Genomic DNA, 13,967 nt, shown 5'->3' with positions numbered 1-13,967 from the left:
ACTTGCGTCGTCCTTCCTCATTCCTCCTTATTCTTTCATCATGACTGCTCGCACCATCATCCTCGACCACCGTCCCCAGGGCAAGCCCACGCCCGAAACGTTCCGCTACGAAACCAGTGAGGTAGCCGCGCCCGCCGATGGCCAAGTGCTGCTGAAAACCCTGTACGTGTCAGTCGACCCCTACATGCGCGGCCGCATGAGCGACGCCAAGTCGTATGTGCCGCCGTTTGAGGTGGGGCAGCCCATCGGCGGCGGCGTGGTGGCGCAGGTGGTAGAAAGCCGGGTGGCGCAGCTGCCGGTTGGCACGTTGGTAGTGGGCAACCTGGCCTGGAGCGAGTACCAGCTTTCGGGCGGCCGGGGGCTGCAGCCAGTGCCTGCCGATGCCGCGCCCATCAGCTACTACCTAGGGCTGCTGGGCATGACGGGGCTGACCGCGTACTTCGGTTTGCTCGATATCTGCCAGCCCAAGCCCGGCGAAACCGTGGTGGTATCGGGCGCGGCCGGGGCGGTGGGCATGGTGGTGGGGCAATTGGCCAAAATCCAGGGCGCGCGGGTAGTGGGCACCGCCGGCTCCGACGAAAAGGTAGCTTACCTGAAAAACGAATTGGGCTTCGACGAGGCCATCAACTACAAAACCGCCGGCAACATAGCGCAGGCCCTAGGTGCTGCCTGCCCAAACGGCATCGACTGCTACTTCGACAACGTGGGCGGCGCCATTACCGATGCCGTGTACAACTTGCTGAACAAGCACGCGCGCATCGCCCTGTGCGGCCAAATTTCGATGTACAACGCCACCGAGGAGCCCACCGGCCCCCGGCCCGAGCCCAAGCTGCTCAAGACCAGTGCCCTGCTCAAAGGCTTTATCGTGAGCGACTACCTGCCACGCTGGCCTGAGGGCGTGAAGGCACTTACAGAATGGTACCAGCAAGGCAAGCTGAAGTTTGAGGAAACCGTAACCGAAGGCTTCGAGCAAATTCCGCAGGCGTTCCTGGGGCTGTTCAGCGGCCAAAATACCGGCAAGGCCGTGGTGAAAGTGGCCGACCCGGAGTAGCGCGGTGTAGCGCGGTGTAGCGTGGGCTTGGCTACGCCTTCCTGCGGTTCAGCCCGCGTTGGCGTGAACGAAATCACTGAGGCGATACCGCGGACAACCATTCGTGCTGGCAAACGCAGGCTGAACCGCAGGAAGGCGTAGCCAAGCCCACGCTACACGCAACGAATGATTTTACTATCCGGGGACGCGGACTACAAAGTCCGCGCTACAGGGCTACTTCCTATCTTTACACCCGGAATGACGAAGCGGTTGATCATAGCGCTGTTGAGCTGGCACTTGTTTGCCGTGAGCCTTGTGCCCGCTGGCAATGCACTCGAGTTGCTGAAGATTCCGCAATTGGTTGATCATTACCAGCAGCAGCACGCGGGCAGCCCCATCATGCGCTTTCTGTACGACCACTACGCCGGCCTGCACAACCAGCAGCGTCAGCAAGACCACGAGTCGCTGCCCCTGCACACCTGCCTGCACCAGGCCGCCGCGCTGGCTATGCCGCCCCTGCTGCGCTTGGTGCTGCCTCAGCCGCTGGAGTTCCCAGAGGCGCAGCAATACGGCGGCGAGTACGTGGTTTCGGCTCCGCGGGGCGTTTCGCGCACCTACTTTCAGCCCCCGCGCTCGGTAGCTGCCCCCGTGGCAAGCCGGGCGTAGGTTAGCGGCCCTGGCTTGGGCGAGGCAGCGCGGTGCACCTAGGGCGCACCGGCGGCCCGCTGCAGTACAGCCAGCCTCCACATGAAAGTTGCCCTTGGCGGCAACGCCTCTTTCATGTTCAATAAGCTTATTGCGCTAAGCCTCCGGCACAAGCTGGGGGTAGGCGTTGGAGTAGTAGCCCTGTTGGTGTGGGGCCTCTACGCACTGCGGCATCTGCCCATCGATGCCGTGCCCGATATCACCAACAACCAGGTTATCGTGTACACGGTGTCGCCCTCGCTGAGCGCGGCCGATGTGGAGCGCCTGGTAACTTTCCCCGTCGAGCAAAGCGTGGCCACCATTCCGGGGCGGGAAGAGGTGCGTTCGTTTTCGCGCGCGGGCCTCTCGGTCGTCACCATTGTGTTCGGCGACGCCATCGACAACTACTGGGCGCGGCAGCAAGTGGCCGAACGATTACGCGCGGCCGAAGCGCAGATACCGCCCGGCCTGGGGCAGCCCGACATGGGGCCGCCCACCACCGGCCTGGGCGAGATATACCAGTACACCCTCCGCACCAAGCCGGGCTTCGAGCAGAAGTATTCGCTATCCGAGCTGCGCACCCTGCAAGACTGGGTAGTGCGCCGGCAATTGCTGGGTACGCCCGGCGTGGCCGATGTGTCGTCGTTCGGGGGCTACATGCGCCAGTACGAAGTTGCCGTGGAGCCGGCGCGGCTGCGCAGCCTGGGGCTTACCGTGGCCGATTTGCAGCAGGCCCTGAGCCGCAACAACGGCAACGCCGGCGGTGGTTACCTCGTGCGCGGCCCGCAGGCGTGGTTTATCCGCACCGAGGGCTTGGCGCAATCGGCGGCTGATATTGGCCGCGCCGTGGTGCGCCCCGCCACCGCCGGCCGCGGGCCCATCCTCATTCGCGACGTGGCCGATGTGCGGGCCGGTGCCGCCCCGCGCTTCGGCGCCATGACGCGCAACCACCACGGCGAAACCGTGGGCGGCCTGGTGCTGATGCTGCGCGGCGCCAACTCCTCGGAAGTGGTGGCGGCCGTGAAAACCAAAATGGCCGCCATCGAGAAAACCTTGCCCGCCGGCCTCGAAATTACACCCTTCCTCGACCGCACCAAGCTTGTTGATCAGGCCATCAGTACGGTGGCTAAAAACCTGGCTGAAGGCGCCCTGATTGTGATTTTCGTGCTGGTGTTGTTCCTGGGCAACCTACGGGCTGGCTTGCTGGTGGCCTCGGTTATTCCGCTGGCCATGCTGTTTGCCATCGGCATGATGCACGTGTTCGGCGTATCGGGCAACCTCATGAGCCTAGGTGCTATCGATTTCGGGCTGATCGTAGACGGCGCGGTTATCATCGTGGAAGCCACCATGCACCGGCTCAGCTTGCGCTTTGGGCAGGCCCACGGCAGCGGCGAGTTGCCCCTTACCAACGACGACCTCTCGCCCCAGGAAATGGACGAAGAAGTGTACGACGCTTCCTCGCGCATTCAGCAGTCGGCCTCGTTTGGGCAGTTTATCATCCTGATGGTGTACTTGCCCATTCTGGCCCTCACCGGCATCGAGGGCAAGATGTTCCGGCCCATGGCCGAAACGGTAGCCTTCGCAATCCTAGGTGCTTTCATCCTGTCGCTGACGTACGTGCCGGTGATGTCGGCGCTGCTGCTGCGCAAGGGCGTGCACGGCGGTTGGTCGGATAAGGTGCTGGCTAAGCTGGGGGCGCGCTACCGGGCCCTGGTGAAGCGCGTACTGGCCGTGCCGCAGCTGGTTTTGGGCGCTGCCGTGGCGCTGCTTGTTGGGGCTGTGGTGTTGCTCGGTACCCTAGGTGGCGAGTTCATCCCGACGTTGGAGGAGGGCGACTTTGCGGTGGAAACCCGCGTGCTGCCCGGCTCGTCGCTCGATTACACCATCCAGCAAGCCCAACAAGCTTCGGATTTGCTCAAGCAGCAGTTCCCAGAGGTAAAAGAAGTGGTGGCCAAAATCGGCTCCTCGGAAATCCCCATCGACCCGATGCCGCTCGAGGCCTGCGACCTGATTGTGGTGCTGAAGGACCGCAAGGAGTGGTCGTCGGCTGACAACCGCGAGGATTTGGCCGCCAAAATGGCCCGCGCCCTGCGCGTGCTGCCCGGCGTTACGTTCGGGTTTCAGCAGCCTATTCAAATGCGCTTTAACGAGCTGATCAGCGGTGCGCGGCAAGATGTGGTGGTGAAGATTTACGGCGAAGACCTCGACCAGCTGGCCGGCTACGCCCGCCAGGTAGGCAGCCTCGTGAAGCAAGTACCCGGCGCGGCCGACCTTTACGTGGAGCAGGCCACCGGCCTGGCCCAGATTGTGGTGCGCCCCGACCGCGAACGGCTGGCGCAGTTTGGCCTGAGCGTGGATGACCTAAACCAGAGCATTGCCGCGGCCTTTGCCGGCGCCGGCGCTGGCCAGGTGTTCGAGGGCGACCGGCGCTTCGACCTGGTGGTGCGCCTCGCCGATCAGTACCGCCACGACATCAACCAGGTGCGTGCCCTTAACGTGCCGCTACCCGCCGGCGGGCAAGTACCCCTCGAGCAAGTAGCCAAGGTTGATTACCAGGTTGGCCCCAGCCAGATTCAGCGCGACAACGCGCAGCGCCGCATTACGGTGGGCTTCAACGTGCGCGGCCGCGACGTGCAGCGCGTGGTGGAGGAGGTGCAGGCGCTGGTGCAAAGCAAAGTGAAGCTGAGCCCCGGCTACAACGTAACCTACGGCGGGCAGTTCGAGAACCTGCGCCAGGCCAACGAGCGGCTGGGCATTGCGGTGCCGGTGGCGCTGCTGATGATTTTTGGCTTGCTGTACCTCACGTTCGGCTCGCTGAAGCAGGCGGTACTCATCTTCACGGCCATTCCGCTGGCGGCGGTGGGCGGCGTGGCGGCCTTGTGGCTGCGCGGCTTGCCGTTCAGCATCTCGGCGGGCGTGGGCTTTATTGCGCTGTTTGGGGTGGCGGTGCTCAACGGTATTGTGCTGCTGAGCGCGTTTAACACGCTGCGCGATTTTGGCGTGCGCGATGTGCGCGAACGGGTACTGCGCGGCACCGAAGAGCGCCTGCGCCCCGTGCTGATGACGGCCACCGTAGCCTCCCTAGGTTTCTTACCGATGGCCTTGGCCGGTACTGCCGGTGCCGAGGTGCAACGGCCCCTGGCTACGGTGGTAATCGGCGGGCTGGTATCAGCCACGCTGCTTACGCTGCTGGTGCTGCCGGTGCTGTACTACCTCAGCGAAGCCGAAGGCGGTTTTTGGCGCAACCTGCTGGGGCGCGCTCCTAAGTCGAAAGCGGTAGCCGCGGTAGGAGCGGGGCTGGTGCTGTTGCTGCCCGCTGCGGCTTCGGCCCAAACACCCGCTGCCGACCGCCGCGCAGCTCCGGCGCCGCTTACCGCAGCCGGCGCGGTACAAGCTGCCCTAGGTAGGAGCGGCGACGTGCGCGCGGCCAGCTATCAGCTGTCGGCCCGCACGGCGGTGCGCGGCGCGGTGTGGGAGCTGCCCCGCACTACGGTGCAAGCGGGCTACGGGCAATTCAACTCGCCGTACATGGATAACCAGTTTTCCATTGCGCAGCCGCTGCCCGCCCTAGGTCAGTACCGCGCCCTGATGGGCCTGGCAGCGGCCCAGGTAGCCGTAGCTGAAACAGAGCTGGATGTACGCCGCGCCGAGCTGCGCCGGCAGGTGCGTAACACCTACCAGCAAGCCGTTCATGCCCGGCATCGGCTGGTGTTGCTGCGCAGCCAGGATAGCTTGAGCCGTGCTTTCCGGCGGGCGGCCGAGCTGCGGTTTAAAACCGGCGAGGCAGCCCGCATTGAACCCGCCACGGCCTTGGTGCAGCAGGGCGAAACCCAGCTGGCCACCGCCCGCACCCGCACCGATTACCTCGCGGCCCGCCGTCAGCTGCAAGCCTTGCTGCAGTGGCCCAGCCTGCCCGTGCCTGCCGATAGCCTGCTGCAGCCTTTGCCGCTGCCCACTGAAGTGGTTACCCTCCTAGGTGATTCGTTGCAAGCCACGGCCGACACCACCAACCCCGCCGACCCCACGGCACGCCTGCTGAACCGGCAAGCTGCCGAACGCCAGGCCGAAGCCTTGGTGCAGCGCCGCAGCCGCCGCGCCGAGCTGGGCCTCACGTACCTCAACCAGTCGTTGCGTGGCAGCATTTTGTACAAAGGCGCCGAGCGTTTCTACGGCCCCGGCAACCGCTTTCAGGCGGCGCAGCTCAGCCTGAATGTGCCCCTCTGGACGCGCCCCTACAAAGCCCGCGAAGAAGCCGCCCGGCTGCAGCAGCTGGCAGCGCAGGAGGCTTACCGTCGCCGCGTGGCCGAGGTAGCTGCCAGCCAAGCATCTTTGCTGGCACGCTTGCGCGAGCAGCAGCAGCGCATGGCCTTCTACCAGCAAACGGGCTTGCCGCAGGCCACGCTCATTTTGCGGCTGGCCGGTAAGGGCTGGCGCGCTGGTGAGATGGACTTTGCCGAATACCTGCTGCACGCCGAACGCGCCCAACGCCTGCGTGCCGATTACCTCGATGCCATACTAGCTTACAACCAAACGGTGCTCGAGTTGGAGTATCTGCTAGGCCGTACCGATTGAGGACGTCGCGCCGTAGCGCGGACTTTGGCTACGCCGACCTTCAGTTGTAGTCCGCGTCCCCGGATACATTTCTCAAATAGTGGCGCCTAATTAGAAGTTACTATCTGCGGACGCGGACTACAACCGAAGGTCGGCGTAGCCAAAGTCCGCGCTACAGCAGGCTACATCGCCCACAACCGCATTTCATCAGCTTTCCATGCTTCACCGCTCAACTTCATACTTCCGATACATCCTGCTGGCAGCCCTAGGTGCCTGCAACTCCGCGCCGGCCGAGCAGCCGCAGGAGCAAGCCGCCACCGAAGCCACCACACCAACCGCCGAAAACGAGGTGCATCTCAGCGCCGATGAGTTACGCGTAGCGGGAGTGCGCACCGGCCGCGTCAGCTACCAATCGGCGGCGGGCGTGCTGCGCGTAAACGGCTCGTTGGAGGCTCCGCCGCAAAGCTTAGTGGTGCTGAGTGCGCCCCTAGGTGGTTACATCGAGCGGCTGCCGCTGCTGCCGGGCGCCCACGTGCGCAAGGGCGAGGCCGTAGCCGTGGTACGCAACCCCGAGTTTATTCAGGTGCAGCAGGATTACCGCCAGGTGCTGAGCCAACTCGAGTACGCACGCACCGAAATGGAGCGCCAGCGCCAGCTGGTGCAGGAAGAAGTAGCCCCGGCCAAAAATTACCAGCGCGCCCAAGCCGAATACCGCAGCCTGCAGGCCCAGCGCGATGCTTTGGCTGCGCGGCTGCGCCTGGCGGGTTTGCCGGTGCGGGCCAGCGGCGCTATGGCTACTACGGCCGAGCTGCGGGCTCCCATCAGCGGGTTTGTACGCCATGTGCGCGCCACCACCGGGCAAACCGTAACCTCCACCGACCCCGTAGCCGAACTCGTCGACCCCACGCACCTGCACGTGGAGCTGACGGTGTTTGAGAAAGACGCGCCTAGGGTGAAAATGGGCCAGCCGCTGCGCTTTACGCTTGCGTCCGACTCGGCTGGTACCGAGCACACCGCGCGCATCACGCTGGTAAGCCGCGCCGTCGACCCCGAAGCGCGAACCGTGAGCGTGCACGCCCACCCCGACGAGGAAGACAACCCCGCTTTGCTGCCGGGCATGTTTGTGCGCGCCGCCATCCAAACCGAAGCCGGCAAGCCATCGGCCACTACGCCCACGTTGCCCGAGGCCGCGGTGGTCGATTACGAAGGCCGCAGTTACATCTTCGTGCAGCCGAACGCTGCTGAGGCGCGCTACCGCATGGTAGAGGTGCGCCGGGCCGGGGCCGTCGAAAACGGCACCGTGCCAGTGGTGCTGCCGGCCACCGTTACGGCCGAAACCCAGGTGGTAACCACGGGCGCCTATAGCCTACTGGGTAAGCTGAAAAATACGGCCGAAGAGTAGCGCTGCGTAAGTTCGGGGCATGAGTGTGGCTTTGCCTTTTGTTGGAGCACCTGGCGCTGCGGGAGCGGGACCGGTGGTGTCGCGCCTAGCGCCCACGCCCAGCGGCTATTTGCACCTGGGCAACGCCGTAAACTTCGTGCTGACGTGGCTGCTCGTGCGCCGCGCCGGCGGCACCCTGTACCTGCGCATCGACGACCTCGACCGCAACCGCCTGCGCCGGCCGTACCTCGAGAGCATCTTCCGCACCATCGAGTGGCTGGGTATCGACTACGACCACGGCCCCGCTGGCCCTGACGACTTCCTGCGCCATTACTCGCAGCTACTGCATCAGCCCGAGTACAACTACCTGCTGCGCCGCCTGCGCCTGGTGCCCGGTTTGCTGCACGCCAGCACCCGCTCGCGCACCAACGGCCTCGAAGTGCCCGCCGGCCTCGACGAGCCCGGCGTAGCGTGGCGGGCGCAGGTACCGCTCGGCACCACCGTCAGCTTTGCCGATGGCTGGCAAGGCACCACCCGCCTCGACCTAGGCGCCGCCATGCCCGACTTTGTACTGCGCAAAAAGGACGCAGTAGTGGCTTACCAGCTGGCTTCTGTTGCTGATGACTTGCGCCTGGGTACCACGCTCATTGTGCGCGGCCAGGACTTACTGCCCAGCACCGCCGCCCAACTGTGGTTGGCTCAGCAACTACCCGAAACGGCCGCCTTCAACGCTACCCGAGTTCAGTTTTTACACCACCCGCTGCTGACCGATACCGATGGCCGCAAACTCAGCAAATCGCAGCAGCAACCCCTCGACCGCGGCGTGCTGAACGCTGCCACCGGGCCGCAGCCGGTGTACGCGGCCGTAGCCCGGCTGCTGCAATTGCCGCCCGAAGCCGGGGTATCGTTGCGGGCGCTGCAACAGGCGTTGGCCGAGGCCTGAGTTAGCGCCAGGGCTTGGGTGCCGGTGTGGCGCTTAAAGCACTTCGCTTTTGAACTTGGCAGCCCACAAATCGGCCAGGCGCGTGGGCTCGGGCAGCTTGTAGCCGCCTGCGCAACCCAAGGCCAGCGCGGTGGCCGTGGCCTGGTCCAGGCGGTGGCCCGGCGACACGAACACGGGTTGCACGCGGTCTTTCATGCGCACTACTTCGCCAATCAGCTCGCCGGTCTTCTTGTCGGTGAGCGGGGTCACGTTGCCTTTCTCGGGCGCGGGGTCGTGGTACTGGCCGGTAAGTACCTGCTTGGCCACGCCCAGGCTGGGCTTATCGAGCAGGATACCAATGTGGGCTCCGATGCCCATGCGGCGCGGGTGGGCGTAGCCGTGGCCATCTACCATCAGCACATCGGGCTGGTGCTGTAGCTTGGCAAAGGCATGAATGAGGTTGGGCGCTTCGCGGAAGGACAAGAAGCCTGGCACGTAGGGCATGTCAACCGGCCCGTAGTTGTACACCTTTTCCACCAGCTCCAGCCCCGGGTACGTGAGCACCACAATCACCGACAAAATCGTGTCTTCGGTCGGGAAGGAGGAATCGAGCCCGGCAATAAGCTTGGGTGGTGCAATCAGCGGCTCGATGCGCTGCCGCTCGCGCATTTCGTTTTGCTGCTGCGTGAGTTGGCGTACCAAAGCAAGGTCGGCGGGCGGGTGATAGGGGCGGTAGTAGGCCATAAGCGGAGCGGTTGGTGCCCGGCTATACGATGGCTGCACAAGTTATGGCCGGGTAATCCGGAGGCGTAATGATTCCTACTTGAACGGGGTATAGAGTTTGTAGAAACGCAAACCCACGTATTGTTGTCTACACAGTAGTACGCTCTCTTTGGAAGTAGGAGCTTTTGTTGTTTTTAATAATTAGCTTAAAAACTAATATTTGGACTTATTTTATAATTTTGTTTTGGTGGCGACTTAAAATATATATTTTAGTTAATGATAGGTTATTTTTTTGATAGAAAGTGCAATCATGCTATCGTTTATTTTATTTACGTAATACTTTTCTCTGTATTTATTTATATTGTAAATAGGTGGTTTATTTCCTAGGCTGACTAAGCTGTCATTAAATTTATGTGTGTTGTTTTCTTCGTAGCTTCCGAGGATTAGCGTATCACCTATTATTTTCCAATTGTCGGGATTGAGCATAACATCGGTAATATTATTGTAGTTTGTGGAATTGATTGTATCATAGTTGTATATATGAGTGAGATTTCCATTTTCTTTAATCAGCCAGCTAAAAACCGGCGTATTGTCCTTTCTACGTAATTTAATATCAATGCCAGAGAAGTTTGACTGAGTCATAATCAAATCCCAGTATTGTTGATTCTTCCCATTTAATAGTACTTTATTTAAATCTTGCGGTGTGTTTTTGATGCAACTTGAAAAAACGCCAACATATAAGATATATAAGGCGGCTAATATTAAGTATTTCATAACTTTTTAAGTTTCGTTTGATTTGATTATGAAAGGAGTGTTATAGTTTTTAAATTGTATACGTAAAAATTTTGACTTGGTGCCGTATGAATGATTTTGAACCAAAGGATTTAGCGCCTAAATTGTTAGTGCGAAATCCTTGAGCACAGAGCGGTAGATATAAATTCCCGAATTACCCCTTCGTGAAAACGTACGGGTCCTGGTCGATGCCGTCGTTTACGCGCAGCTCCACCGATTTTACCTGCCCGTTATCCACCACGAACGTGGCCGGGTAAATGCCGTAGGTGAGGTTGGAGTACGTGGCCCGGAACTCCTGCCCGTCCATGTAGTCGAGGGTGGCGCGCAGCTCGGGGTGGCGGCTGAAGCGGATAATCAGCTGCTTGCCCTTGGCCTCGATGCTGATGGGGCCGTAAACCGGGTGCGTGTACTGGCCGGCGTAGGTTTTCAGCGCCACGGCGGGCTTGTTTTTCTTGGCTACGCGGGCGCTGAGCTGGGCAATTTGCTGGCGGGTTTCGTCGCGGGCAGGCTGGCTGCGGTTCCAGAGCTGGCGGCTGCGGTCGACGTACGGCATGCCTAGGTACGCATCGAGCAGCTGGTAGCGCAGGGCCTCGAAGAAGCTCTGGTTATCCTGATTGGTGAGCACGGCAATTCCCAGGCGCTCCTCGGGCACAAAGCACGTGTTGCTGACATAGCCGGTGGCGCCGCCCGTGTGCCAGTACACCTGCCGCCCGTTGTAATCGGCCGCAAACACACCTAGGCCGTAGGTGCGGAAGTGCTCGGGCAAGAAACTGGATTTGCGCGTGGAAATCAGTGTGTTGGGGTCGCGGGTGCGGCGCACGGCGGCCCACGGCAGCACCTGCTGGCCTTGGTACTTGCCGCTATCGAGCTGGCACTGCAGCCACTTGCCCAGGTCGCTCACGCTCGATACCATGCTGCCGGCCGGCCCTAGGTTGTCGATCTGGTCGATGGGCAGCACGGCCAGCGGCCCGTAGGCGTTGGAGTAGGGCAGGGCAATGTTGGGGCGCTTCTCGAAGCCCGCCGTGAGCATGTACGTGTTGCCCATGCCCAAGGGCTTCAGCATGGTTTGCTCCACGTAATTCTCCCAGGTGGTGCCGCCCGTTACGCGCGGAATAATCTCGCCCGCGGCCAGAAAACCGGCGTTGCAGTAGCCGTAGTCCTGCCGAAACTGGTACACCGGCTTCAGCGTGCGCATGCGCTCGATAATCTCCTCGCGCGAAAAGTTGGAATCCCAGAAAGCGAAGTCGCCCTGGAAGGTTTTGGTGCCGAGGTGGTGGCCCAGCAAATCGCGCACGGTGGTAAGCTGCGTGCTTACGGGGTCGTAGAGCTGAAAGCCGGGCAGGTACTTGGTGGCCGGGTCGTTGAGCGAAAGTTTCTTTTGCTGCTCGAGGTTGGCCAGGGCCGTGCCCGTAAACAGCTTGCTGTTCGAGGCAATCAGAAACAGCGTTTTGTCATCAATCGGCTCTTTCTTGACCACGTCGCGCACGCCGTAGCCTTTGCTGACTACTACTTGCCCGTCCTTCACCACCACCACCGCCAAACCCGGAATTTGCCACTGGCGCATACCGCGCTGGATGTACCGATCAAGCGAATCGGCCACGAAACGGTTGGGCGCCGAGGCCGTTTGGGCCGCAACCGGCGCCGGGCTACCTAGGGCCAGGGCAAACAAGCCGCCGAGTAGCGGCTTAACAAAGCGAATACGCATGTAGGGGAATTGTAATGAAAATGGAGTGGCAAAGACCCTGCTGTGCCGACGGAGTTGCCGGGTTACCACCGAATGCTGAAGGCCGTGAGGTGCGGATCGGTGGGCACGGGCCGTTCGGGCTCTACCTCAACCTTTACGCGCACGGCATCGGCGGGCTTAAAGCGCCGGGCCAGGCCCGTGATAATGCCTAGGTCGAAGGGCACAGGGTTGGGCGTGCGGCAATGCAGCACCAGCTCGTGGTCGGTTTCGCGCACCACGTGGTAGTAGCCCATGTTCTGGCCGTGCACATTGGTGCGATACGTCAGGTCGAGCCCGCGCATAGCCTGCGACAACGTGTGCAGCGAAGCCGGAAACTGGCTGTGGTCGACGACTTGCAGGCCGATGCTGTAAAGCGTTTCGGGCCCGAATTCGGCTTCTACATCGGCCAGCACATCCAGCCAGGCCTGCATGGAGTACCACTTGCCCGGCTCGGGGTTTTCGGCAATGCCGTGGCGGGCAAGCAGCTCGGGGCCTTGGTTGGCCAAGCGCAGCCCGGCCAGCAAGGAGCGCACGCTCTCGCCATTGATGGTGGCATTGGTATCGAAGGAGGTGTAGGTGGGCACGGGTGCAGGAGCTTTGCCGAAGAAAAATAACCAAAAAGTAACGGTGTGCCACAGCCACCCGCTGCCAATGTATGCAGCTTGCAAGTAAACCCCTGGTGTTGAGTAGCTGGGCCACCCGGCAGGCACCAGCACCTAGGGCCATGCACCTTTTGCCACTAGCTGCGTAAAGGAAAGCACCTTCTCTCTGCACGCATGAATTCATCAGTAGTTACGCCGACCACCACGGCGGTACGGCTGGAGCTGCCGCAAGCCACCCTGTTGGGCGACCTGACGGTACCCACCAATGCTTCGGGCATCGTGGTGTTCTCGCACGGCAGCGGCAGCAGCCGGCTTAGCTCGCGCAACCGCTTTGTGGCCCAGTGCCTGCAACGGGCGGGTTTTGCCACCTTGCTTTTCGACCTGCTCACGCCCGAAGAAGACCAGCACTTCGAGGCCCGTTTCGATATTGATTTGCTAACGCGCCGCCTGCTGGGTGCTACCAGCTGGGTGCGCCGCGAGCAGCGCCTGCACGATTTGCGCCTCGGCTTTTTTGGGGCCAGCACCGGCGCCGCCTCGGCTATGCGCGCCGCCGCCGAGCTCGGCGCGCAGGTGCACGCGGTAATCTCGCGCGGCGGCCGCCCCGATTTGGTGTTGCCCGCGCTGCACCGGGTTTCGGCGCCGTCGCTACTGATTGTGGGCGGGCAGGATTGGCCCGTAATCGGCCTGAACGAGCAGGCCATGGATGCCCTAGGTGGCCCATGCCAGATGCGCGTGGTGCAAGGCGCCGGGCACTTGTTTGAGGAGCCCGGAACGCTCGAAGAAGTAGCCGACCTGGCCGTGGATTGGTGCATGCATCACCTGCGCTAAACAACAGCGCACAAGCTTTGCAGGGCCATGATTTCTCAGTTTGAAAATCGACTGGAAGCGGCCTGCCTCCTGGCCCAACAGCTACAGCACCTAGGGCTGCGGCCGCCGGGCGTAGTGCTGGCTATACCCCGCGGCGGCGTGCCCGTTGGGGCCGTGGTAGCGCAGGCGCTGGGGTGGCCGCTCGAGCTGGCCTTAACCAAGAAAATCGGCCACCCCGGCAACCCCGAGTACGCCGTAGGGGCCGTAAGCGAAACCGGCTACGTGCTCACGCCCGGCCTGGCGCTGCCGCCCGAGTACTTAGCCGAGCAAATACCCCGCTTGCAGGCACAGCTGCGCGAGCGGCGGCTGCAATTTGTGGGCAACCACCCCGCCACGCCGCTGCAAGGCCGCACAGTAGTTATCACCGACGACGGCGTAGCCACGGGCCATACCGTGCTGGCTACCATCGAGTTGGTGCAGGCGCAGCGGCCCGCCCGCATAGTGGTTGCGGTGCCCGTATCGTCGCCGGAGGCGCTGCGGCTGATAGAAACACGGGTTGATGCGGTGGTGTGCCTGCTTGCGCCGCCCGATTTTTACGCCGTGGGCCAGTATTACCGCGACTTCAGCGAAACCACCGATGCCGATGTAGCCGCCGCGCTGGCGCAGGCACGCGCCTCCGCAAGCTAACCTCTGGCCTGTTGGTGTCGTTTTGAGGGTAGCGCCCGCCGTGTTCCTTCCTCGGGCAGGTGCTG

General features: G+C 62.2%; 11 protein-coding genes. 7 read left to right on the top strand and 4 right to left on the bottom strand.

Annotation, left to right across the window (positions count from 1 at the left end):
* Positions 1–40: 40 nt before the first annotated feature.
* The 5 genes from OIS50_RS11255 to OIS50_RS11235 all read left to right on the top strand — a co-directional run bounded on the left by OIS50_RS11255 (position 41) and on the right by OIS50_RS11235 (position 8,589).
* Entirely contained in the window at positions 41–1,051 is a 1,011-nt protein-coding gene (locus OIS50_RS11255) for an NADP-dependent oxidoreductase (protein WP_264690740.1), read from the top strand.
* 237 nt (positions 1,052–1,288) lie between these two features.
* A complete protein-coding gene (locus OIS50_RS11250; protein ID WP_264690739.1) occupies positions 1,289–1,696 on the top strand; it encodes a hypothetical protein in 408 nt (135 codons plus the stop codon).
* A 114-nt stretch (positions 1,697–1,810) separates the two neighbouring features.
* A complete protein-coding gene (locus tag OIS50_RS11245) occupies positions 1,811–6,286 on the top strand; it encodes a CusA/CzcA family heavy metal efflux RND transporter (RefSeq protein WP_264694362.1) in 4,476 nt (1,491 codons plus the stop codon).
* Between the two features lie 196 nt (positions 6,287–6,482).
* Entirely contained in the window at positions 6,483–7,667 is a 1,185-nt protein-coding gene (locus OIS50_RS11240) for an efflux RND transporter periplasmic adaptor subunit (protein ID WP_264690738.1), read from the top strand.
* Between the two features lie 73 nt (positions 7,668–7,740).
* A complete protein-coding gene (locus OIS50_RS11235) occupies positions 7,741–8,589 on the top strand; it encodes a glutamate--tRNA ligase family protein (RefSeq protein ID WP_264690737.1) in 849 nt (282 codons plus the stop codon).
* A 33-nt stretch (positions 8,590–8,622) separates the two neighbouring features.
* Here the strand turns inward: OIS50_RS11235 and nfi are convergent, their stop codons facing one another.
* The 4 genes from nfi to OIS50_RS11215 all read right to left on the bottom strand — a co-directional run bounded on the left by nfi (position 8,623) and on the right by OIS50_RS11215 (position 12,474).
* Positions 8,623–9,312, bottom strand: coding sequence for a deoxyribonuclease V (gene nfi / locus OIS50_RS11230; protein WP_264690736.1), 690 nt, complete (start codon positions 9,310–9,312; stop codon positions 8,623–8,625).
* 252 nt (positions 9,313–9,564) lie between these two features.
* Positions 9,565–10,065: a hypothetical protein gene (locus OIS50_RS11225; protein ID WP_264690735.1), complete on the bottom strand. Its 501-nt coding sequence runs from the start codon at positions 10,063–10,065 to the stop codon at positions 9,565–9,567.
* A 172-nt stretch (positions 10,066–10,237) separates the two neighbouring features.
* Positions 10,238–11,788 (bottom strand): serine hydrolase, encoded by a 1,551-nt coding sequence (locus OIS50_RS11220; protein WP_264690734.1) that lies wholly within the window; start codon positions 11,786–11,788, stop codon positions 10,238–10,240.
* A 62-nt stretch (positions 11,789–11,850) separates the two neighbouring features.
* Positions 11,851–12,474 carry a hypothetical protein gene (locus OIS50_RS11215; RefSeq protein ID WP_264690733.1) on the bottom strand — a complete coding sequence of 208 codons (624 nt, stop codon included), beginning with the start codon at positions 12,472–12,474 and terminating at the stop codon, positions 11,851–11,853.
* Positions 12,475–12,582: 108 nt separating this feature from the next.
* Between OIS50_RS11215 and OIS50_RS11210 the strand changes: the two genes are divergently transcribed.
* Complete coding sequence (locus OIS50_RS11210; RefSeq protein ID WP_264690732.1) at positions 12,583–13,236, top strand: dienelactone hydrolase family protein; 654 nt, start codon at positions 12,583–12,585, stop codon at positions 13,234–13,236.
* Between the two features lie 27 nt (positions 13,237–13,263).
* On the top strand, positions 13,264–13,902 hold the full coding sequence (locus OIS50_RS11205) for a phosphoribosyltransferase (RefSeq protein ID WP_264690731.1): 639 nt from the start codon (positions 13,264–13,266) through the stop codon (positions 13,900–13,902).
* Positions 13,903–13,967 lie beyond the last annotated feature (65 nt).

This window comes from Hymenobacter sp. YIM 151858-1 (assembly GCF_025979705.1).
Lineage (GTDB): Bacteria > Bacteroidota > Bacteroidia > Cytophagales > Hymenobacteraceae > Solirubrum.
Note: the sequence above shows the minus strand (reverse complement) of the source record. Positions and strands in the feature narration are given on the sequence as shown.

Excerpts from the sequence above, each read along its gene's own strand:
- OIS50_RS11255 (WP_264690740.1), top strand. The coding sequence starts at position 41 with ATGACTGCTCGCACCATCATCCTCGACCACCGTCCCCAGGGCAAGCCC.
- OIS50_RS11220 (WP_264690734.1), bottom strand. The coding sequence starts at position 11,788 with ATGCGTATTCGCTTTGTTAAGCCGCTACTCGGCGGCTTGTTTGCCCTG.
- OIS50_RS11240 (WP_264690738.1), top strand. The coding sequence starts at position 6,483 with ATGCTTCACCGCTCAACTTCATACTTCCGATACATCCTGCTGGCAGCC.
- OIS50_RS11245 (WP_264694362.1), top strand. The coding sequence starts at position 1,811 with ATGTTCAATAAGCTTATTGCGCTAAGCCTCCGGCACAAGCTGGGGGTA.
- OIS50_RS11250 (WP_264690739.1), top strand. The coding sequence starts at position 1,289 with ATGACGAAGCGGTTGATCATAGCGCTGTTGAGCTGGCACTTGTTTGCC.
- OIS50_RS11225 (WP_264690735.1), bottom strand. The coding sequence starts at position 10,065 with ATGAAATACTTAATATTAGCCGCCTTATATATCTTATATGTTGGCGTT.
- OIS50_RS11210 (WP_264690732.1), top strand. The coding sequence starts at position 12,583 with ATGAATTCATCAGTAGTTACGCCGACCACCACGGCGGTACGGCTGGAG.
- OIS50_RS11205 (WP_264690731.1), top strand. The coding sequence starts at position 13,264 with ATGATTTCTCAGTTTGAAAATCGACTGGAAGCGGCCTGCCTCCTGGCC.
- nfi (WP_264690736.1), bottom strand. The coding sequence starts at position 9,312 with ATGGCCTACTACCGCCCCTATCACCCGCCCGCCGACCTTGCTTTGGTA.